Below are 24,379 nucleotides of genomic sequence, written 5' to 3'. Positions count from 1 at the left end.
AGATATAATGTTTCTTAGGTTTTAATTTTCTTATGTTTTGTTTCTTTTGTACATTTAATTTTTAAAAGTAATAATTTATTATGTAGTGTGGAGTTTTAAAAAAAATGAAAAGATATCGTAATATCAAATATGGTACTAAATCAGAACGTCGTAATTATTCCAAAATGAATTATGATTTTGATTTGCCTAATTTAATAAAAACTCAAATGGATTCTTTTGAGTTATTTTTGAAAAAAGGGATCCAAGAGTCTTTGAATGATATTTCTCCTATACAAAGTTATAATGGTAATTTAAAATTATATTTTGATGATTTTTATTTAAAAGATCCTAAATTTGATATTCAAGAAGTCAAAAAAAGAGATTTTAGTTATTGTTCGGAATTATTTGTCCATGCAAGATTAGAAAATGTGTCTACTGGGGAAATCAAACATAGCCGTGTTTTAATGACGGATTTACCTGTGATGACACCTTCAGGTACTTTTATAATCAACGGAACAGAAAGAGTAATTATATCTCAAATTATACGTTCTTCTGGAACTTATTTTACTCAAAAATTAGATGCTAAGTTTAATCAAGTTCGTTATGAAGCGCAAATTATTCCTACAAGAGGAGCTTGGATTGAATACGAACAAAGTAATAAAGATATTTTGTATGCTAAATTAGATCGTTCTAAAAAAATTTCTTTAACTAAATTTATTCATGTTTTAGGATTTGATACTAGAGAAGAAATTGAGTCTGTTTTTGGTAAAAATCAATTTTTAGAATTGAGCTTTAATAAAGATGGTGAATCGAGTATCGATGAAGCTACTATTGAGCTTTATTCTAAATTAAATCAAGGTGAAAAAGTTTCTGTTAAGACTGCACGTGAATTTATTAGCAAAAGATTGTTTGATCCTAAAAAATATGATTTATCATCTGTAGGTAGGTATAAATTAAATAAAAAATTAGATGTTTTAAATAGAATTGAGCAAACTTTTTTAGCTTATGATTTAAAAGATATTAATACAGGGGAGATTTTATTCCCTAAAGATACTTTATTAACTAAAAATGTTATTGAAGAATTAAAAAATAAAAGACAACATTTTCGAAAAGAATTAATTAATTCAAAAATTAATTTAGAAACTGAAGTCATCGATAATGATAATATTTTAACTTATTCTAAAAATGATTCAGATGGACGTTTATATATAAAAGAAAATATTTGTAACATTTTAACTGGTGAAATTTTAGTAGAATCAGATACTTTATTAAATAATGAAATTATACAAATATTACAAGAAAATATAGATAATTTAGAAGAACATATTATAGATTTTTTTTTAAAAAACGATAATTTAAGTAGAACCAAAGAGGAAAACAATAAAAAAACTATTTTAAATGAGGTTTTAATTGTTTATGTTTTAGACGATTATGATAATAAACGTTTTATCAAAGTTATTGGTAATTATCAAGATGAAAAAAGAAAAAATATTTTTTTATCTGACATCATAGCAAGTATTAGTTATTATTTGAATTTATATGATGGTATAGGGCAAAAAGATGACATTGATTATTTAGGTAATAGAAGATTAAGATTGGTAGGAGAATTGTTGAAAAATCAATTTCGTATTGGTTTGACTAGATCCGAAAAAAATATCAAAGATAGAATGTCTATTAGTAAATTTGAAACAATTAGTACTAGTGGTTTAGTTAATTTTTCTTCTTTGACAATGGTTATTAAAAGTTTTTTTGGTAGTTCTCGTTTATCTCATTTTATGGATCAAATTAATCCTTTAGCTGAATTAACTCAAAAAAGAAGAATTTCTGCTTTAGGAACTGGTGGTATTGATCGTGATCGTGCCGGTGTTGAAGTAAGAGATGTTCATAATTCTTATTACGGAAGATTATGTCCTATTGAAACACCTGAAGGACCTTCTATTGGTTTAATCTCTTCTTTGACTACTTATGCTCAAGTAGATCAATATGGTTTTATTCAAACACCTTTTTTTAAAGTATTTAAAATTGATGGTTTATATAAAGTATCTGACCAATTCGAATATTTAACTGCTATTCAAGAAGAAGACAAAGTAATTGCTTCAGCAGGTTGTGTTTTAAATGAAGATAATAGTTTTGTTCAAAATAAAGTTATTGCTCGAAAAAATGGTGAAACTGGACTTTATGATATCAGCCAATTACATTATATAGATGTTTCGCCAAAACAAATAGTTTCAGCAGCTACGTCTACTATCCCTTTTTTAGAACATAATGATGCTTCTAGAGCTTTAATGGGAACAAATATGCAACGTCAAGCTTTACCACTACTTATTACAGAATCACCTATTGTAGGAACAGGAATAGAACATAGAATAGTGAAAGATTCAGGTTGTTTAGTTTTATCTGAAGAAGATGGTATTGTTTCTTATGTTGATTCACAAAAAATTATTATTAAAAGTGATGAACAAGAAAAAATTTATAAATTAACTAATTTTGCTAAATCTAATCAAAATACTTTAATTTTACATAAACCCCTTGTTAAAAAAAATGAACATGTTAAAAAAGGCGACATTATAGCTGATGGACCTGCTACTGATAAAGGTGAATTAGCTTTAGGTAAAAATATAACTGTAGCTTTTATGACTTGGGATGGTTATAATTACGAAGACGCTATTATTATGTCAGAAGATTTAGTTAAATATGATGTTTATACATCTATCCATATTACAAAATATGAAATTTTTGCAAGAGAATTAAAAAAGGGAGCTGGAAAAGAAGAAATTACTCGTGAAGTACCTAATGTAAGTGCCGACGCTATTAAAAATTTAGACGAGAGAGGTATTATTATTCCTGGTTCTCATGTGAAAGAAGGTGATATTTTAGTAGGTAAAATTATTCCTCAAGGGGTTTTTGAACCAACACCTTATGATAAATTGATTCATACTATTATTGGAGAAAAAGCACGTGATTATAAAGATGCTTCTTTAAGAGTTCCTTTTGGCGAAGCCGGTGTTGTACAAAATGTAGAATATTTATCTGTTGCTAATGGAGATGTTTTATCAACTCCTGGAATTAATCAAAGTATTAGAATTTATATTGCTAAAAAAAGAAAAATTAAAGCTGGAGATAAAATAGCAGGTCGACATGGTAATAAAGGTGTAATTTCTCGTATTTTACCTAAAGAAGATTTACCTTATATGGCAGATGGCACAACTATTGACATTATGTTAAATCCTTTAGGTGTGCCTAGTAGAATGAATATCGGACAAATTTTAGAAATGCATTTAGGCTTAGCTGCTAAAAAATTAGGTATTAAAATAGCTACACCAGTTTTTGATGGTGTTGATAATGAAGATTTAAAAGACATCATGAAAGAAGCGAATTTACCTTTAGACGGCAAAATAACTTTATATGATGGTAGAACAGGAGAACCTTTTGACAATCCTATTTCTGTTGGTACATTATATATGATTAAATTATCACATATGGTAGATGATAAATTACATGCTAGAAATGTAGGACCTTACACTTTAATAACAAACCAAGCTACTCGTGGACAAGGAAGTAGTGGTCCAGGTGGTCAAAGAATTGGCGAAATGGAAGTATGGAGTTTATACGGTTACGGAGCTGCTCATACTTTACAAGAGTTTTTAACTGTTAAAAGTGATGATATAATAGGGCGTAATAAGACTTATAATGCTATAGTTAATGGTTTTCCTTTGCCAAAACCTTCTATTCCTGAAAGCTTTAGGGTATTTTCAAAAGAATTACAATCTTTAGGTTTATATGTAGAACTTATCGAAGCTAAGACTAAGGAGAATACAGTGCATCATTCTTTAGTGAACAATAATAAGGAGTAAAAGCCATTAATTAGTTATGGAATTAAAAATTAAAATTGAAGAATTTCATTTATCTGAAACAACTATAAAAACATTAAAATCGATTGGAATTAATTTTTTAAAAGATTTTAATTCTTATACTTTGAATGATTTAAATAGTTTATTGGATAAAAAATGTTTTGATGAAATTATTCTTATATTAAAACAAAATTTTTTGCCTTTCAATTTAGAAAATTTAAATTTAATAAATGAAGTTATTGTTATTTTACGTAATAATAAAATTAACAATTGTCGTGATCTTTTCGAAGCTGATAATAATTTTATATATTATTTATTTAAAAATGAACATCCTTCTTATTTAAAAAACATCGAAGATTTGTTTCTTTTTTTTCAACATGATTTTAAAATAAAACCAGATATGAAACAAGAAATAAATGATGTATCAAATCAAGTGTTTCACGACGACAAAGGTTTTGAAAAAAAATATGGCAGTCGCGAGTATGACTATTTTAAAATCCGTTTAGCTTCACCTGATGAAATTAGACAATGGTCTTATGGTGAAATCGTTAATTATGAGACTATTAATTATCGTACTGCAAAACCGGAAATAGGCGGGCTTTTTTGTCCAAAAATTTTTGGTCCCTCAAAAGATTTACAATGCGCTTGTTTAAAGAAAAAAGTATCTAAATCATCTAAATTTTGTCTTAAATGTGGTGTTGAGATAACAGAACAAAAAGTACGTCGCGAAAGAATGGCACACATTGATTTAGCTTCGCCAGTAGTTCATACTTGGTATTTAAATAGTTCTCCGAGTAGATTAGCTATTCTTTTAGGTATGAAAGCAAAAGATTTATTAGAAATAGTTTACTATGCTTCTTATATTGTTATTTCACCCGGAGATACAAATTTAGAAAAAGATCAAATTATTTCAGAAATGCAATATGGTAATTATTTAGAAAATAGTACTAATTTTGTGGCTTTAACAGGTGCAATGGCTGTTAAAAAAATGTTAGAAAAATTAGATTTAGATGAAAAAATAGCAGAATTAAAAAACATTTTAAAAAGTATATCGAAGCAAAAAAGAAATAATATTATCAAGAGATTAGAAATACTTATATCTTTTAATCAATCAGATAATAAACCTGAATGGATGGTTATGGATGTTCTTCCTATTCTGCCAGCTGATTTAAGACCTATTGTACCTTTAGATGGTGGACGTTTTGCTACTACTGATATAAATGATTTATATAGAAGAATTTTAAATCGTAATAATCGTTTAAAAAAACAAATTAAACAAAAAGCTCCTAGATTAATTATTAAAAACGAAAAAAGAATGTTACAAGAAGCTGTAGATGTTTTATTTGATAATGTTAAAGTTAATAAAAAAAATATTTCTAATATGGAAAAAAATAAAACATTAAAATCTTTGTCTGAAGCTTTAAGAGGAAAAAAAGGACGTTTTAGACAAAATATTTTAGGAAAAAGAGTTGATTATTCAGGAAGATCAGTTATTATTGTCGGCCCTGAATTAAAGATTCATCAATGCGGACTTCCTAGAATAATGGCTGTTATTTTATTTAAACCTTTTATTTTAAATAAATTACGAGAAGTCAAAAATATTGATAGAAGAAGTTCTTTAGCTTTATACGACAAGATGGACGATTATGTTTTTGAAGTTTTAGAAGAAGTAGTTAAAGAGCATCCTATTTTATTAAATAGAGCTCCTACTTTACACCGTTTAGGTATTCAAGCTTTTGAACCAAAATTAATTGATGGAAAAGCTATTAAATTACATCCTTTAGTAACTCCGGCTTTTAATGCTGATTTTGATGGCGATCAAATGGCTGTTTATGTACCTCTTTCATTACAAGCACAGGCTGAAGCACGTTTGTTGATGTTAGTGTCTAATAATATTTTAGATCCTAAAAACGGAAATCCAGTTTTATCTCCTTCTCAAGATATGGTTTTAGGTAATTATTATTTGACTATTGAAGCAAAAAAAGACTGTATTATAGAAGGTTCTGATGAGACGAAAATTAAAAATCATAAACATAGACATAGAAATGAAGGTAAAATATTTTCTGATTTAACAGAAGCTGAAACAGCTTTTTATAATAAAGAAATTCATCTTCATACTAAAATTTTGATTCAAACAAAAAATGTTAATTCTGCTTTTACTAAAGAACAAAAAGAACAATATTTAATTACAACTTTAGGAAAATTAATTTTTAATAATATATTACCTTCTGATTTTCCTTATATTCAAGAACCAACCCTTTTTAATTTAGACGTTAGAACACCAGATTGTTATTTCATTCCTAAAGGTGTTGATCCTCGTAAAAAAATATCTGAATCATTATATATTGAAACTTTTAAAAAAAAATTTGTATCTATGATTATAGATCGTGTATTTCAAAAAAGTAATATTACCGAAACATCTAAAATATTAGATAATATTAAAGATTTAGGATTTAAATATTCTACTATTTCTGGGATAACTATTTCTCATAGTGATATTAATGTTTATTCTAAAAAACAAGAATTACTAGAAGAAGTCGAAAATAAAATAATAGAGATAGAAAATTTGTTTGATAATGGTTTTTTAACAATTTCAGAGAAGAAAAATTTAGTTATTCAAGAATGGAAAACTGTTCGCGATAAAATCCAAGAAGGATTGATTAAAGAATTTGTTAAAGATAATAATTTATTTATGATAAGTGATAGTGGTGCTCGCGGAAATACTTCTAATTTTTCTCAATTATCAGGAATGAGAGGATTAATGAATAGTCCAAAAGGAGGAATTTTAGAAATTCCTGTAAAAACTTCTTTTAAAGAAGGTTTGACAGTTTCTGAATTTTTTATTTCTACTCATGGAGCTCGTAAGGTTTCTACTGATACAGCTTTGAAAACAGCAGAGTCAGGTTATTTAACTAGACGATTAGTTGATGTAGCACAAGATAATATTATTACTACGGAAGATTGTTTTAGTGATAAAGGTATTTATGTTAAAGCAATTAAAAGAGATGATAAGGAAATTATTACATTAGGACAACGAATTTTTAGTCGTTTTTCTGCTGAGGATATTATAAATTCTAAAACGAATCAAATATTAATTAAAAAGAATGAAATTATTGATAAAAACGTTATTAAACAAATTACTTCATCAGAAATAGAAGAAGTAAAAATTCGAAGTGTTTTAACTTGTGTTGCAGAACATGGTATTTGTGCGAAATGTTACGGTTTGAATTTAGCTAATAATAAAAACGTTGAAATAGGTGAAGCTGTCGGTGTAATAGCAGCTCAGTCTATTGGTGAGCCAGGTACACAATTGACTATGAGAACTTTTCATACTGGTGGAGTTTTAGCAATTTCTGATATTACTCAAGGATTACCTAGAATTCAAGAATTATTTGAAGCTAGAATGCCTAAAGGAAAAGCAATTATTAGTGAATACGATGGTATTGTAAAAGAAATAAAAAATATAAATTATAATTCACCTCAAATAATCATTACACCAGATTATGATCCGAATACAGAATGTATTTATGATGTTTATTCTAATGCTGAAATTCTAATACAAAACAATATGCGCGTGTATGCTGGTCAAAAATTAACAACAGGTTCGGTTGATTTAAGAGAATTATTAAGAGTTTCTAATGTAGAAGAAACACAAAAGCATATTTTAGAAGAAGTTCAAAAAGTATATCAATCTCAAAGTGTGACTATCAATGATAAACATATAGAAATAATTATACATCAAATGTTTAAACAGGTTTTAATTGTTTATGAAGGTGATACTTCTTTTTTACCAGGAACTGAAGTTTCCGTGAAGCAATTTCAAAAAGCTAATTTAGAAATGTTTAAACAAAATAAAACATTAGCTGTTGGATATCCTATTTTATTAGGAATCACAAGAGCTTCTTTAAAAAGTGAATCTTTTTTGTCTGCTGCTTCTTTCCAAGAAACTACCAAAATTTTAATCGATGCTGCTATTAGAGGCCAATCAGATTATTTATATGGTTTAAAAGAGAATGTTATTGTAGGTGGTTTGATTCCTGCTGGTACAGGTATTTTAGAATCTGCAATGTTTAAATATCCTACTGATAATAAAAACAAATTAATTTAGAGTGATATATTTTTTTATATTTAATATGTTTTTTATTATAAAAAAAGTTATAATTATATGTATGAAATGCGATTATAATTTATTTTGTGAATTTATTATATCGAAAAATTATTAATCATTAGTTTAATAAAAAAATAATATTAAAGGAGTTTATATTCCATGCCAACTATTCCGCAATTGATAAAGAAAAATAGAGTTGATAAAGTTTACAAAAGTAAATCACCAGCTTTAAGATATAGTTTTAATAATTTAAAAAAGAAAATTAAAAAATATAATTCTCCTCAAAAATCTGGTGTTTGTATCAAAGTTTCCACAATGACTCCTAAAAAACCTAATTCAGCTTTGAGAAAATTTGCTAGAGTTAGATTAAGTAATAAAACTGAGGTTACTGCTTATATTCCTGGTATAGAACATTCTTTGCAAGAACATAGCGTAGTTTTAATTCGTGGTGGAAGAGTTAAAGATTTGCCTGGTGTGCGTTATCATATAGTTAGAGGAGCTTTAGATGCTACTGGTGTAAAAAACAGAAAACAAGGGCGTTCTAAATATGGCACTAAAAGAACTGTTGATAAAAAATAAAATATAAAATTTTAGAATTTTAAGAAAGTAGTTTGTTTGAAATGTCTCGTAAAAAACGCGTTTATAAAAAAAATATATTACCAGATCCTGTTTATAATTCTAAATTGATAACTAAAATTATAAATACTATTATGAAAGATGGTAAAAAAGAATTAGCTAAAACTATTTTATATGGCGCTTTAGATAGAGTTAAAGAAATAACAAAAAAAGAACCTATAGAAGTTTTTAATGAAGCTTTGAATAATGTTATGCCTATTTTAGAGGTGCGTACACGTGCTATAGGAAGTCAAAATTATCAAGTTCCTTCTGAAGTTCGTCCAGAAAGACGTCAGTCTTTAGGAATGAGATGGTTAATTCAGTATTCTCAAAAGAGAAGCGAAAAAAATATGAAAGAAAAATTAGCAAAAGAGATTATTGATGCTGCTAATAAAACAGGGATAACAGTTAAAAAAAGAGAAGATACACATCGTATGGCTGAAGCTAATAAAGCTTTTGCTCATTATCGTTGGTAAAATGTCTGCAAATTATTAAGGAGTAATATTTATGGCTCGCCAATTTAAGATTGATAAAATTCGTAATATCGGTATTATGGCACATATTGATGCAGGAAAAACAACTACTACAGAAAGAATTTTATTTCATACTGGTAAAATACATAAAATAGGTGAGACTCATGAAGGAGCTTCGCAAATGGATTGGATGGAGCAGGAGCAAGAAAGAGGAATTACTATTACTTCTGCTGCTACAACTATTTTTTGGAAAAATCATAAAATTCAAATCATTGATACTCCCGGCCATGTAGATTTTACAGTTGAAGTTTCACGTTCTTTAAGAGTTTTAGATGGCGCAGTAGTTGTTATAGATGCTCAAGCAGGTGTAGAACCTCAAACAGAAACAGTTTGGCGTCAAGCAACAGAATATAAAGTACCAAGGATTGTTTTTGTTAATAAAATGGATAAAATAGGTGCAGATTTTCAATATTCTATTAATACTCTAAAAGCGAGATTAGGTGTTAAAGTAGCAGCTATTCAATGGCCTATCGGAAAAGAAAGTAATTTTATTGGTATTATTGATTTGTTAGAAATGACTGCTTTTCAATATGATAATAATTCTTTTAATGAAGATGGTAAAATTATAGATATCCCAGAAGATTTAGTAGAAATAGCTACTCTCAAAAGACAAGAATTAATCGAATTATTATCGGATTTTGATGATGAACTAATGGAATTATTTTTTCAAAATAAAGAAATTAGTGCCAATTTTTTAAAAAAAGTTATTAGAAAAGCTACTTTGACTGTTGATTTTTTTCCTGTTTTGTGTGGTTCTGCTTTTAAAAATAAAGGTGTTTTGAAAATTTTAGATGCTATGATAGATTTTTTGCCATCTCCTATTGAAGTTCCTCCTATTATCGGTTTAGATATTAATGAAAATCAAATCATTCGTAAACCATCTGATGATGAACCTTTTACGGCTTTAGCTTTTAAAATTATGACTGATCCTTTTGTAGGACGTTTAACTTTTTTAAGAATTTATTCAGGTGTTTTAAAAACAGGGACTTATATCAAAAATGTTTCTAAAAATGCAAAAGAACGTATAGGTCGTTTGTTACAAATGCATGCAAACAAAAGAGAAGAAATTCAAGAAGCTAATGCTGGTGATATTGTTGCTGTTATAGGTTTAAAAAATACTACTACTGGAAATACTTTAGCTTTAGACAACGATTATATTATTTTAGAATCTATGAATTTTCCTGAACCAGTGATAGAAATTGCGGTAGAACCCAAAACTAAAAATGATCAAGATAAAATTGCTATTGCTTTAAGTAAATTAGCTGAAGAAGATCCGACTTTTAAGGTTTCTATAAATCATGAAACAGGGCAAACCATTATTGCAGGAATGGGTGAATTACATCTTGATATTATTATGGATCGTTTAAAAAGAGAATTTAAAATACAAGCTAATGTAGCTAAACCACAAGTTGCTTATAGAGAGACTTTAACTCAAGTTGTTGAAACAGAAGGTAAATTTATACGTCAATCTGGTGGTCGTGGTCAATACGGTCATGTTTGTATCTGTTTTGAGCCTAACGAAGGAAAAGGATTTGAATTTATAAATAAAATTGTTGGTGGTACTATTCCACGCGAATACATACCAGCTATTAAAAAAGGTTTAGAAGAATCTTTGGCTAACGGTATTATTGCTGGTTTCCCTTTTATAGATGTAAAAGCCACTTTATTTGATGGTTCTTATCATGATGTAGATTCGTCAGAAATTGCTTTTAAAATAGCTGCTTCTATTGCTTTAAAAGATACAAAACATAATGGAGGTTTAATTATTTTAGAACCTATTATGAATGTAGAAGTTGTAACACCAAATGAATATTTAGGGAATGTAATTAGTGATTTAACATCCAGAAGAGGAAAATTAGAAAATCAGGAAAATCGCGGTAATACAGTTGTTATTAAATCTTTAGTTCCATTATCCGAAATGTTTGGGTATGTTACTAGTTTGCGTTCGAATACTCAAGGTAGAGCGAGTTTTGTTATGCAATTCGATAGATATGCTAAGACTCCTAATAATATTGCTGAAAATATTATTAAAGAACGTGCTTAATATTTAAAATTTTTAAAAAATAAAAAAAAGGAGGCCTATTAAAATGGCTGAAATATTTTTAAGAGATAAAGCCCATGTAAATGTTGGGACTATTGGACACATAGATCATGGTAAAACTACTTTAACTTCTGCAATAACTACTTATTTATCTTCTAAAGGATTAGCAAAAAAACATAATTATGAACAAATAGATAAAGCGCCTGAAGAAAAAGAACGTGGTATTACAATTAGTACTTCACATGTAGAATATCAAACATCTAAAAGACATTATGCTCATGTGGATTGTCCTGGACATGCAGATTATATTAAAAATATGATTACTGGAGCTGCTCAAATGGATGCAGGTATTTTAGTGGTTTCTGCTGTGGATGGTGTTATGCCGCAAACAAAAGAACATATTTTACTTGCAAAACAAGTAGGTGTTCCGAAATTATTAGTTTTTTTAAATAAATGTGATATGATTGAAGATGAAGAAATTTTGGAAGTGGTAGAATTAGAAATTAGAGATGTTTTATCTTCTAATGGTTTTGATACTGATAACATGCCTATTATTAGAGGCTCTGCTTTAAAATCTATCGAAGGTCAAGAAAAATATGTTAAAAGTATAGAAGAATTACTGAATGCTTTAGATACATATATTGAAGATCCTGTACGTGATTTAGACAAACCTTTTTTAATGCCTATTGAAGGTGTTATAAATGTTAAAGGAAGAGGTACTGTAGCAACAGGACGTGTAGAAAGAGGACAAATTAAACTTTCTGAAGAAGTAGAAATTTTAGGAATTAAAGAAACACAAAAATCTATAGTAACTGGTTTACAAATGTTTCATAAAAATTTAGATAAAGAAGGTGCTTATGCTGGTGATAATATTGGTATTTTATTACGTGGTATAAATTATAAAGATATTCAACGTGGCCAAGTTATAGTAAAACCAGGTTCTGTAAAACCTCATTCTAAATTTACAGCTCAAATTTATATTCTTACAGCTAAAGAAGGCGGAAGAAATACTTTCTTCAGAGATAATTATCGTCCACAATTTTATGTAAGAACTGCAGATATTACTGGTGTAATTCACTTAAAAGATGATATGAAAATAGTAAATCCAGGTGATTCAGTTGAACTTATCGTTACTTTAATTCATCCAGTTGCAATCGAAGAGGGGACAAGTTTTTCTATACGTGAAGGCGGTAAAACTATTGGAGCCGGAAAAGTTGTTAAAATAATTGAATAATTAATTATTATAAACTTTTGAACTAAAAAATATATTCAATATTTTTAAAATAAAAAATCCAATTATTTATTTTATAATAAATAATTGATTTAGCTTTAAGTTTTTTTGTAAAAAATAATTTTATATGTTACATTCATACAACAAAATTTTTTTAAAACATTAGTTATTTTTATAATTAATTGATAATTACAGTAGTTTTTGTTTTTTATTAAAAAATAATGTGTCGAATGAATATTTTTTATATAAAAAATAAAATAAGTTTTATAAGAAGATTTTTTTATTTTAAATATTTATTATGAATATTAAAGTAAATAAAATAAGATTAAAAATTAATATAAGAGGTATTCTAATATATGAAAGTTTCTTTTATATCGAAGTTTGAATCATATATAGATGTGAATTCTGCAATACTTTTACAAGTTCAAAAAGAAGATAAAATTTTTGGCTTAGAGTTAGTGGATCCTAAAAATATTATTCAAAAAAGTTATGAAGTTGAAAATTTTGAGGGTTCTTTTGGCACTCAAATAAAATTATTGTCTCCAGAAGGTTCTCCTTTTTCTTGCGTAACAGTAATAGGATTAGGTAAAAAACAAGAAATAACTACTGAAACTTGGCTTAAAATCGGTGGTCTTTGTTTTGACACGATTAAAAAAAATAAAAAGGTAGTTATTTTTGCTGATGCTTTAGGTATTGTTATTACAGAAACACAGTTAATGAACTTGGTTTTAGGTTCTTTATTAAAAAGTTATTCTTTTGATCGCTATCATACTTATAAAAAAGAAAATAAAACTATAACAGAAAATGATGATTTAGAAATTATTATAGTTACTGATAAAGCTGATTCTTGTCAAACAGAAATGCAAGAAATACAAGCTGTTCATGAAGGTGTTAATTTAACTAAAGATTTAATTAATGAACCAGCTAATATTTTAGGAACTGAAGAGTTTACAGAAAGAATTAAAGAATTAGAAAAAATAGGAATTGAAGTTGAAATTTTAGACGAATCGCAATTAAAACAATTCAAAATGAATGCTTTATTAGCGGTGGGTCAAGGTTCTGCTAGACCACCTTATTTAGTTATTATGAAATGGAACGGCGATAAAGATAACGAAGAAAGTAGTAAACCATTGTCTTTTGTAGGCAAAGGAGTAGTTTTTGATTCTGGCGGAATTTCTATTAAACCTTCCTTAAATATGCAAGACATGAAAGGTGATATGGGAGGAGCTGGAACTGTTGTTGGTTTAATGCGTACTTTAGCAGTGAGAAAAGCAAAAGTTAATGTTGTTGGCATTGTTGGTTTAGTTGAAAATATGCTGAGTTCTAAAGCTCAAAGGCCTGGTGATATTGTTACTTCTATGTCTGGCCAAACAATTGAAGTTGTTAATACTGATGCTGAAGGCAGAATGGTATTAGCTGATGTTTTATGGTATTGTAAAACTAAAATACAACCTAAAATGATAGTGGATTTAGCTACTTTAACTGGTGCTATTCAAATTTCTTTAGGTAAAGAATATGCTGGCCTTTTTTCTAATAATGAAATTTTAAGTCGACAATTAATCGAATCAGGAAACAAAACATTTGAAAAAGTTTGGCAAATGCCTTTAGATAAAAAATATGATAAATTAATCGATAGTCAGTTTGCTGATATGAAAAATTCTGCTGGCGGTTCTGCTGGTTCTATTACTGCGGCTCAATTTTTGAAACGTTTTGTAGATGATTTAATTCCGTGGGCACATATAGATATTGCTGGTGTGTGTGTACAGAAACAAAATGAATTTAATAAGTCTTGGGCTTCAGGTTTTGGAGTACGTCTTTTAAATGATTTTGTTAAAACTTATTATGAAAAAACAATTAATGAATAATTTTAATATAATTGATGTTTTAAATTAATATTAAAAATTAATTTATTAAAGTTAGTTTTTAATATTTATTAGGATTAAGAATTAAATCACTGAAATACAAATCTAAATAGGCTTATTCGAAAACAAAATCAAATCTCTCAATGAATAATTAAAAATTTCTTAAAAAGAAAAAAATATAATAAAATGTTATTTGATTGTAAAGATGAAATTTATATTCACCTCAATTAGTTCAACAAATTTTTAATGCTAGAATGAATAATGCTTCTGAAGGAATTATTAATGATCTTATAAGACAAAATATTCAATTAAGTCAACGTATTTCAGAACAACAAATTATTTTGCATAATGCTATGACACGTGCAAATAATCGAAATCCATCAAATCATTCTAATAGATAGGGTGAGTTCCTAAATATGGAACCAATAAAAAAACTCAATTTAAAAGTCAAACTGTTTATTAATAAACAGTTTGACTTTTTCTTTTGCCACAAAGGAGAAAATCTATTTTTAATTTATCTTTATATAAAGATAGAAAGTGTAAAGATAACAAATATCTTTTGCAATTAAAGAAATATTGAAAAACAAAAAATTATATTTTTTTCATTGGAAAAGATATACAATAGATTCTTAAAGAATAATTTAAATAATTAAAAATTGTTGAAATTTTTAGTAAGTACTTCAATTTATTTTTTTTAAAATTATTTTAGAGTTATAATATATTTGAACGTATAATTACTTTAATTTATTATTTACTTGTGATAAAATATATTATACGGCGAATCATGGGCAATAATAATAATTCTATAAAAAAACCAAAATAAAATATTTTGGTATTTAATAATTTTTTTAGTAAGCAAGAGGTTTTATGTTAAAATTTAAGTTTCCTTATAAGTTTAAATATTTCTTTTTATCTTTTTTTATTTTATTAATTTTTTTCTTTTTAACTAATCATAAAGTATTAATATCGGCTCAAAAGAATAATGAATCCCTAACACCTCAAATCCATTTAGTTTTATTAGAACAACCTTATCCTTTGGTTGATAAAGAACAATTAGTTAATAATTATACTACTAAATACTTAAATAAAACTTTACAACTTAACTCTTCTCCTTGTTATAATGCTACATCTAACAATAATTTAAATACAGTTATTAAAGATACTCCTACTAATCTTTTGGGAGTTTATTTTGATGGTGGTATAAGAGAAAATAAAGAAAATTACTATACTTTAGATAATTTAAAACAAATGACGAATGATGTATCAAATATTTATTTTTTTTATGATAATACTCGTTATAACGATGTTACTATGCAAACCCGAATTAATAAAAACTTTTATTTTGATAAACACAAACAACACTGGAAAGTTCCTTCAGAATGGCGTCCTTGTTTTTGGTCTTATGAAAAATGGAGAGATTATTGGTATAACAAAAAAACACCAACCGAAAAAGGTTATTTTTTAGTTAAATATGGTTCACAAGGTTTTAAAATAGAAGTAAATATTGATGAACAAGAAACTATGGTTTTAATTCCAGCACATGCAATTGGTTCAGTTTTAGAGAATAATTTTTCTCAAGTAAAAAGTTTGACAGAAAATAACTTAAAAACTGATTTAGGTGATGGTATTTATATTGACTATGAACAACCTTTATTAACTTTTAAAACTAACAATTGGCTTGATGTTGTTTGGAATGTTTCTCATAATGTCATTAATTTTATTCCTTATGTGGGTACAGCTGTTGATGCTGTTTTTGGTGTTTTGGATATAGTTGAATCTTGGGTACAAGATAATCCACAACAAGGTATAAATGGTGTTTTAGATACTGCTTTTGCTTTTTTACCTATACCAGGTTTACAAAAATTAACTGGGTCTAATGGAATAAAATTTTTTTCTAAAAAAATACCTAAGTTATTACAAAAAGAAATAATAAAACAAACAACTCAAAATATTCTTGAAGATATAATTAAAAACTCTTTTAAAGACGGTACTAAAAAAATAATAACTCAAGGATATTTCACTTCTGAATCTATAAATATCAAATTAGATGATTATACAACTTTAACCACTCAACCAAGAAATAAACTAATATATGATATCGAATCTAATGAAAAAGTGCATGTAATTAATTATCTCGGCGAATATGATATCGAATCTAATGAAAAAGTGCATGTAATTAATTATCTTTATGAATTAATAATAAATGAATAATCAAAATTTTGTTTTAGTTGTTGGTATTTTGTTTTAGCCTTTGCATGGTCTGTTTATTGTCTAGTGACTATAATAAAAAAACTTAAAGAAAAAAAGAAACAAAATCAAGAAAATTCAGAAAAAAATTAAAATATTTGAATTAGGGTGAGTTCCAAAAAAAACTAAACCATTAGAAAGTAACAAAACAAGTCAAATTGTTTATTTTTATTAATAAACAATTTGACTTTTTCTTTTGCCTAAATTGTTTTTACATTTAAATATTTCTCATTTATAAAATTTAGAACTTTTCTAAAATTTTATAAATATTAGATTAAAAATCGTTTAAACAAAAAAGTCATCAAAAATAAAAAAAAGAATTTATGATAATTATGTAATTTTATATTATTTAACAAATTTAAAAGATAAATATAATCTTAAAGAATAATTTTATAATTAAAAGTTTGTTTAATTTGTTTCAACACTTCAAAAATTAAATACAAATTTATTGCATAAAATATAATTCATATTTTAAAATTATGATGTTTTTATTAAATTCATTATTTTTTTATTTCTTTTAAAATTTGATAAACAAGTGTTTCAACCTGCGGATTCAGAAAAAGAATATTATTTTTGTATTCAAAATGCGTTTTTTTACTACAATTTTTTAAAACGACGATTTTTAATTTATCTATATTTACTTTTTTTAACATTTTACGAATTTTTTGTTCTTTAGCTTGTTTTTTTAACATAAAATCAAACTCTTATTCTTTATTTATTTATAAAAATATGTTGACTGAGAAATTAAATTATTTTTTACTAAAATTACCTTTTAAGTAATAAAATTTTGTTGTAAAAATCTATTGAAACTATAATATAAAATTTTATGAAGAAAGAATAAATATAAATAATTTTGAACGCATAGTGATAATTTTATGAATTTATTTTTATTATTAGGTATAATGAACTTAAGTTGTTATTTGTTTAGACAACTTTTTTTTCTAAAATTGTTCTTTAAGAATTCCAATTAAGTAGATAATGTCTTATCTTTTCTAATTAACAAAATATTTTAATTAGATTAAAAAGTATCTAATATTTTTTACATTTGTTAGTTTCAAAAGATATTTCTACTAATATTTTACCTTTTTATATATATAATTAGGTAAAAAAAGTTAACAAGTAGTTCGCAAAATGAAAAGAAATTGATTTTTTAACAAAATTTTTTAAATTTACAGAGAGATTATTATGATTAAAAATTTATTCATTTTTATTGTAGGTATTATATTAGGCGCTGTATTAGGTGGTTGGTTATACTTAGAAGGTGCGGTAAACGAGCCAAAATATAAATGTAAAGAAATAGGAAATGTAGCAAATAATTTGACGATTCAGAACAAAACAATCGATAAATTCACAGAACAAAGTACTTATCAAGAGTTTTTGCATTTTTGGTTCACTTTTATAAACAAATTACATGGTGAAAAAAATAATTGAACAAAGCTGATAAATTAAAACAATAATAAAAAAATATGTTTTTTTAATTTTAAAAGATATGAAATAGAATGTTAAAGAATAATTTTATAATCAAAAAAATGTTTAAATTACACAAACATTTCGCTTTTGTTTCTAAAATTGTTCTTTAAGACTTTTCATTAGTAGTTCATTTCTTATCTTTTCAAACTAACAAAATATTTTAATGAGATTAAAAAGTGTCTAAACTTTTGGAAAATAGCAAAACCAATAATAAACCAAATTAACATAGAATTTGTGAAACTTATCATAATAAAGTGGTCTAGAAATAATGATGACAAGAATTTTAAATAAAACATTACCACTGACTCTTATCTTTTTGGGTTTCTATTTCTTTGACTTGTGCTATGGCCTATTTTTTCATAACGAAGTATCTAAAAAAAGAATATCCTGCTAAGAATAAAATACCTATAACAAAAATTAATAATGTGGTGAAACTCAAATAAAATATATTTTTTTGTAAATACAATTTATTTATTTGTTTTGAGAAGTTTATTTTATTTTAATTAATGTATTCTTGAAAAGAATACATTAATTATATCAATTCTATTTTATTACTTGTTTCAGGATTATATAATAATATTCCTAATTACTATAAATAATTTTTTGTCCAAAAATATTTTAATTGAAATATAAAAATTAGAAAAAAGTTTACAAAATCAAAATAAATATGTATAATAAAGGTATAAATGCGTTATAAATTTTAATAGGTTCAAGACTACTAAATTAGTATAAAAGGATTTAAAGTGAATAGGAATCGTTAAAAATAACTTAATTTTGAATATGATAGGCCATAATTATATTATGATGTTGTCTATCGTTATTTCAGTTAGTTGTTTTATAAAATTATTTTTATTAAACCTAATTGAAGTTGATTTTGATTTTCAAAAATTATTTATTATAAATCCATTTTGTTGTAAAAAACGAAAAATAAATATTTCGTTTTTTACAACAAATGTTTATATACGAATAATTATTATAACTAGCTAAATAAATTTATTAACAAATTATAAAAAATATTAAATAAATTAGACGAAAAAGAAATTTATCAACATTCCAAAACATTTAAAATTAAGTATTCAATATTAGATAGTTTGTAAAAGAATATAATAAAAAATTATAAATATTTGAATGTTTTGTAAATTTACCATATTAATGGTATTTATTTTTTTATTATTATAAAAAAATAAGGTTTGAAGTTAACAAGTTAGACATTGTTATAATTATATTTGAGGATCAATCCAAAAAAACGATATAAATGTAGATAAATCTTAGTTGTGTTTTAGTTGTTATCAAAATTAAAAAACTTTTTATTTAAAATAAATTGTAAAAAAATTTATAAAAATTATTTTGGTATTAAATTTTTTTCTTTAATTTAATATATAATTATTATTATATTATTAATATCTTAAACTATAATTTTAAAAATCCAAAAAAGGATTGTAATATGAATATTAAAACTCAATATCAAAGATTATTTGATTTAATTTCGTTTGCAAAAGAAATTAAAAATTTATCAGAAAGTCGTTTTTCGGAAGTTCAACAACATGAATGGTATTATTTTGAACATGAATTGCGCGAATCATTTCCGGGTGTACATTTTTTTCCTCAAAAAGAAGATAAGAATCTTTGTTTAGTAGTAGAACGATCATTAACCAATCTCCCACCTTCAGCAGAAAAAAATTCATTTTTAGAATTATGGTTGGAAGTTTTTGATGATTACAATAATAAACCTATATTAAAATCAAAAATACATAAAGAACAAATTATTAAATCAAACTTATTATCCGTTATAGATATTAATACTTATTCAAGTGATGATTATATTACACAAAAGGTTTTTTTGCAAAAACAACCTAGATTACAAGAAGAATTTGATCATTATTTACATACTATTTGGTATCCTTGGACTTTAACTGAAAAAAAACGTCTTAATACTCGTAATTTATATGAAAACTTATATAAATTAGAACAAGAATTTGCAAATTCAGAAGATCATACAAAAGAATTAATTTTTGGTCTAGGTATGGTTCTATGGAAAATGAAAAAGGGAGATGAGATTAAAAATGTTTGTTATCCACTAATCTCTTATACACTTGATGTCCAAATAAACCAACATACTAAAGCCATTGAATTATCATTTAAAGGTAATCCTCAAATTATGTTAGATATTTATGATTCAAATATGGGGTTATCTCGATTAGAAAATGAATGGAAAGTTTTTCAAAAAGATTTAATTATTGATAATGATAATTTCCTATATCCTATTAACCCTGATGTTTTTCATCATATTTTTCAAAATGCTGCTACTCATCTTGATACAAAAGGTGAATTTTTATCACGACAAAATAATATTAGTGGTAAATTACCATCATTGTCTAATCAAATGACAATTACTGATACTTGGGTTTTATTCGTACGTCAATGTAATAGCAAGTTATTAATACAAGATTTAGAAAAATTTCAAAATGATTTACAAGTTTCAATAAATACAAATAAATTATATCCTTTACCATTAGGAATTTCCGCTTTATTAACACAACCAGCTGAATCTCGACCATTAACGACAACTACTAAATTTCGCGGAATTTATTGTCAATCGGATATAACATCTCATGATAATATTGATGAACAAATAGATCAAAAAACTATGGATTTATATTTTACTATGCCTTCTAATGAAGAACAATTAAAAATTATTCAAAAATTAGAATCTTATAATGGTTTGGTAATTCAAGGACCACCAGGAACTGGTAAAACCCATACTATTGCTAATGTTCTTTCACATTACTTAACTTTAGGAAAAAGAATTTTAATTACTTCAGAAAAAAAAACAGCTTTAAATGTTTTACGTGATAAATTATTATCTTCAATTCGTCCTTTAGCAGTGAGTTTATTGTCTAATGATTATGAAGATCATAAACAATTAGAACATACACTTAATATTATTCAAAGTACAATTAATTCTATGAATGAAAATGATTATCTTAATGACATCACTTTTTTAACAAAAAAAATTGATAATTTACATCAAGAAATAACAAATATTGACAAAAAAATTGAACATTTAATTCAATCACAATTCGAAGAGATTGAATTAAATATTGATAATCATCGCAAAACTTTTACTCCTTTAAAGGCGGTTCAATTTTTAAACAAACATGAATCAAAAAACCCAACTAATTGGTTACCTGATCAACTTACGATTGATAATCAACCATTATTTTCTTCAGAAAATATTAAGAAGTTAAAATTAGCTCGTCGTTTAGTATCTCAAAATTTAAATTATTTTAATATAAATTTATTAGAAATTCCGAAATTTATTTTAGAAAAGATCCATGATACTCATCAAAATTTAATTATTTTTAATAATATTCGAAATGATATTGATAACGGAAATTTATTAGATTTAGTTGGTGATAATGATAAAAATTATCAACAAGTTATAAATATTTCTTCTAAAATCAAAGAATGTCTTATTTTAAGTGAAAAGATTTTAAAAAATAGTGGTGATTTTGATTGGCATGTTGAAGCCGAAAAATTGATAAAAAAATCATTTAAGGATTTACCGAAAACAGAATTTGAGTCTTTTTATCAAGAATTTAAAATAGTTTTTGAACAACTTCAATCTAAATTTTTGTTAAAACCAGTTTGGAGTAAACCAGATTTAGCTTTTAATGATGATATTATGTCAGTTATAACTCGATTGATACAAGGTAAAAATGCTTTTGGTTGGTTTACAAAATATAAACAGCATGTTATAGACAAACTCAACACTATTAAAATTATTAATAATCAACCTCAATCACCGAGTGATTGGCAATATATTCATGAATATTTCGACTTACAAAAACAAATTCATAAATTAATTACTATTTGGAATAATAGTTTAGCTAAAACTTTATTATTACAACCGATTTTATACGAATTCAATGAATCATCTTCAGAATTAATTAATTTATTGAAAATATCTAAAAAAGATTACGATCATTATAATATGCTAATTCAAAAACATGAATTAGAATTGGAAATTCAAGTAACACTTAAACAAATATTACCAAAATATAACGGTATTAACAAAATTACTGATTATGATAATTCAGATATTTTAAAAGAAATTGATTATATATTACACAAACATGAACAGTTATATAATTTAAAAAAATATGTTTTTGATAAAGAAGAAATAATGAATTTTTTTAATAATACTTCTGGTGATATATTTATTCAAATAGGTAGTTTTATAAAAGAAAAATGCGGAAATTCTAATGTATTACCATCTGATTTTAAGAATGAATGGGATGATTTTAATCAACAATTGCAACATTTATATAAATTACAAAAACAATTTAATATCATCAAAGAAGTATGTCAGAAAATTGAAGATTCAGGAGCGGTTTTATGGGCTATAGAATTACGTTCTCAACCTGTAATTGATTGTGCTGATGATCATTTGATTCCATCTGATTGGGTTCATGGTTGGTTATTTCGTCAATTAGAAAATTATTTAGATAAATTATATTCTGGAGATGTTCTAGAAAAATTAGAATCAGAACGTAAAAATAAAATTAATGATTTGAAAAAAAGTTACGAAACAATTGTTGATCGTCGTACTTGGCTACAAGTTTTTAAAACAATTCATCCTGGTATTGAATCTGCGCTTCAGTCTTTTATTACTTTTATAAATAAAATGGGTAAAGGGACAGGTAAAAGAATAACTTTATATCGTCATCAAGCCAATGAAGCTTTAAAACGTGTTATTGAATCAAAAGTGATTCCGTGTTTTATCATGACGCATGATAAAATTTCAGAGTTATTACCTTCTCAATTAGGAGCATTTGATTTAGTTATTATTGATGAAGCTTCTCAATCAAGTATATCAACAGCTTTACCTGCTTTATTAAGAGCAGACAAAATTTTAATTGTGGGTGATGATAAACAAGTTGGTCCAACAGATGATAATTTAGATGTTGAAAAAGTTAATAATTTAACTAAACGTTTATTAAATTCTCAAGTTAAAGATTATTCGGGTCACATTACAACTGGTTCATCTATTTATGAACTGTTTCAAGTAGTTTTTGCGCATGAAAAAATTATGTTAAAAGAACATTTCCGATCTATAGCACCTATTATTGAATATTCTAATCGAGAGTTTTATCATCACGAGATAAAACCAATGCGTTTACCTACCATGTCTGAACGTTTAGATCCACCATTAATAGATGTTTTAGTTACTGATGGTTGTTATGATGAAAATCAAGATATAAATAAGGCCGAAGCACATTTTATTGTTGATGAAATTAAAAAAATATGTCTTGATCCTAAAATGGATAATAAAACAATCGGTATTATTACTTTAAAAGGGAAATCACAAAAAGAATATATTCTTTCGCTTTTAAGTCAAGAATTATCTAGATTAACACTTGAAAAACACCGTATTAAATGCGGAGATGCAAGAATTTTTCAAGGGGAAGAAAGAAACATCATGTTTATTTCATTAGTAGTATCTTTTTATCCTAAATGTAAAAAACCTTTTGCTCTTACAAAAGAAAATCATAGACAACATTTTAATGTAGCTGCTTCACGAGCGCGTGATCGTATGTACTTAGTTCGAAGTGTTGAATTAAATAATGAACAATTAAGCTTAAAAGATGTTTTAAGAAGAAGTCTTATTTCTCATTTCAACACACCTTTTATAAAAAATGACAAAAAATTTAAAAATTCAAGATTGTTATGTGAAACTATTTTTGAAGAAGAAATTTATGATATTTTAACTGAACATAATTATCGAGTAATGCCGAAAGTTAAAATAGGTAATTATAAAATTGATATGGTCATTGAAGATGATAACGATAATATATTAGCTATTGAATTTATCGGTGATAAAATTCACGGTTCAGATAAATTTAATTATGTTTTTAATAAACAAAGAACTTTAGAACGTAATGGATGGCAATTTTTGCATATTTTTGTTTCTGTTTTTTTTAAAAATAAAAAATTATTTATCAAAAAATTAATTGATTATTTAGACAAAAAAGGTATCAAACCTATTATTGGTGCGGAAAAAACCTTTAATAATTCTTATACTTTAAATCTTAAAGTAAAATCTTTTGATAAAAAATAATTTTATAATAAATGAATATCAATTATAATGAAAAGGTATTTTCTAGTTTTTGTATAAAAATTACAATTTCATATAATATTCACATATTACATGAAATTGTAAGAAAATAAAAAATATTCTATTTAAAAAAAGTTTATAAAATTACGACATTAAATTGTGAAGTGTTGAAAAAAATTTAACAAACTTTTAATTATAAAATTATTCTTTAAGATTCTATTTCATATCTTTTCAAATTAAATAAACATATTTTGTTGTTTAAATATATTTCTCTAATTTCAAAAGATATTATTTTAAATTTTTATCCTTACACTTATATATTAG

The 24,379-nt window shown here is 25.4% G+C and carries 12 protein-coding genes; 11 read left to right on the top strand and 1 reads right to left on the bottom strand.

Translation table 11 applies throughout. The features are described 5' to 3' along the window. The first annotated feature begins 104 nt into the window (after window positions 1–104). The 9 genes from AADV48_RS02130 to AADV48_RS02090 all read left to right on the top strand — a co-directional run bounded on the left by AADV48_RS02130 (window position 105) and on the right by AADV48_RS02090 (window position 16,431). Complete coding sequence (locus AADV48_RS02130; RefSeq protein ID WP_341266432.1) at window positions 105–3,833, top strand: DNA-directed RNA polymerase subunit beta; 3,729 nt, start codon at window positions 105–107, stop codon at window positions 3,831–3,833. Window positions 3,834–3,849: 16 nt separating this feature from the next. Further along, window positions 3,850–7,938: a DNA-directed RNA polymerase subunit beta' gene (gene rpoC / locus AADV48_RS02125; RefSeq protein ID WP_341266431.1), complete on the top strand. Its 4,089-nt coding sequence runs from the start codon at window positions 3,850–3,852 to the stop codon at window positions 7,936–7,938. 159 nt (window positions 7,939–8,097) lie between these two features. After that, entirely contained in the window at window positions 8,098–8,517 is a 420-nt protein-coding gene (gene rpsL, locus AADV48_RS02120) for a 30S ribosomal protein S12 (RefSeq protein ID WP_341266430.1), read from the top strand. Between the two features lie 41 nt (window positions 8,518–8,558). Next, the gene (gene rpsG / locus AADV48_RS02115; RefSeq protein WP_341266429.1) at window positions 8,559–9,029 is read left to right on the top strand and encodes a 30S ribosomal protein S7; all 471 of its coding nucleotides are present in this window, start codon (window positions 8,559–8,561) and stop codon (window positions 9,027–9,029) included. 31 nt (window positions 9,030–9,060) lie between these two features. Then, a complete protein-coding gene (gene fusA, locus AADV48_RS02110; protein ID WP_341266428.1) occupies window positions 9,061–11,130 on the top strand; it encodes an elongation factor G in 2,070 nt (689 codons plus the stop codon). A 43-nt stretch (window positions 11,131–11,173) separates the two neighbouring features. Further along, window positions 11,174–12,361: an elongation factor Tu gene (gene tuf / locus AADV48_RS02105; protein ID WP_341266427.1), complete on the top strand. Its 1,188-nt coding sequence runs from the start codon at window positions 11,174–11,176 to the stop codon at window positions 12,359–12,361. 353 nt (window positions 12,362–12,714) lie between these two features. Beyond that, a complete protein-coding gene (locus AADV48_RS02100; RefSeq protein WP_341266426.1) occupies window positions 12,715–14,223 on the top strand; it encodes a leucyl aminopeptidase in 1,509 nt (502 codons plus the stop codon). A 251-nt stretch (window positions 14,224–14,474) separates the two neighbouring features. After that, complete coding sequence (locus AADV48_RS02095; RefSeq protein ID WP_341266425.1) at window positions 14,475–14,621, top strand: hypothetical protein; 147 nt, start codon at window positions 14,475–14,477, stop codon at window positions 14,619–14,621. A gap of 466 nt (window positions 14,622–15,087) precedes the next feature. After that, on the top strand, window positions 15,088–16,431 hold the full coding sequence (locus AADV48_RS02090; RefSeq protein ID WP_341266424.1) for a hypothetical protein: 1,344 nt from the start codon (window positions 15,088–15,090) through the stop codon (window positions 16,429–16,431). 536 nt (window positions 16,432–16,967) lie between these two features. Here AADV48_RS02090 and AADV48_RS02085 read toward each other — a convergent pair. Continuing rightward, entirely contained in the window at window positions 16,968–17,159 is a 192-nt protein-coding gene (locus AADV48_RS02085; RefSeq protein ID WP_341266423.1) for a hypothetical protein, read from the bottom strand. Between the two features lie 493 nt (window positions 17,160–17,652). Between AADV48_RS02085 and AADV48_RS02080 the strand changes: the two genes are divergently transcribed. Both AADV48_RS02080 and AADV48_RS02075 read left to right on the top strand, forming a co-directional pair. Further along, window positions 17,653–17,898: a hypothetical protein gene (locus AADV48_RS02080; RefSeq protein WP_341266422.1), complete on the top strand. Its 246-nt coding sequence runs from the start codon at window positions 17,653–17,655 to the stop codon at window positions 17,896–17,898. Between the two features lie 1,483 nt (window positions 17,899–19,381). After that, complete coding sequence (locus AADV48_RS02075) at window positions 19,382–24,058, top strand: AAA domain-containing protein (RefSeq protein WP_341266421.1); 4,677 nt, start codon at window positions 19,382–19,384, stop codon at window positions 24,056–24,058. The last annotated feature ends 321 nt before the right edge of the window (window positions 24,059–24,379 follow it).

The sequence above is a fragment of the Candidatus Phytoplasma fraxini genome, from assembly GCF_038024965.1.
Classification (GTDB): Bacteria; Bacillota_I; Bacilli_A; order Acholeplasmatales; family Acholeplasmataceae; genus Phytoplasma; species Phytoplasma fraxini.
Note: the sequence above shows the minus strand (reverse complement) of the source record. Positions and strands in the feature narration are given on the sequence as shown.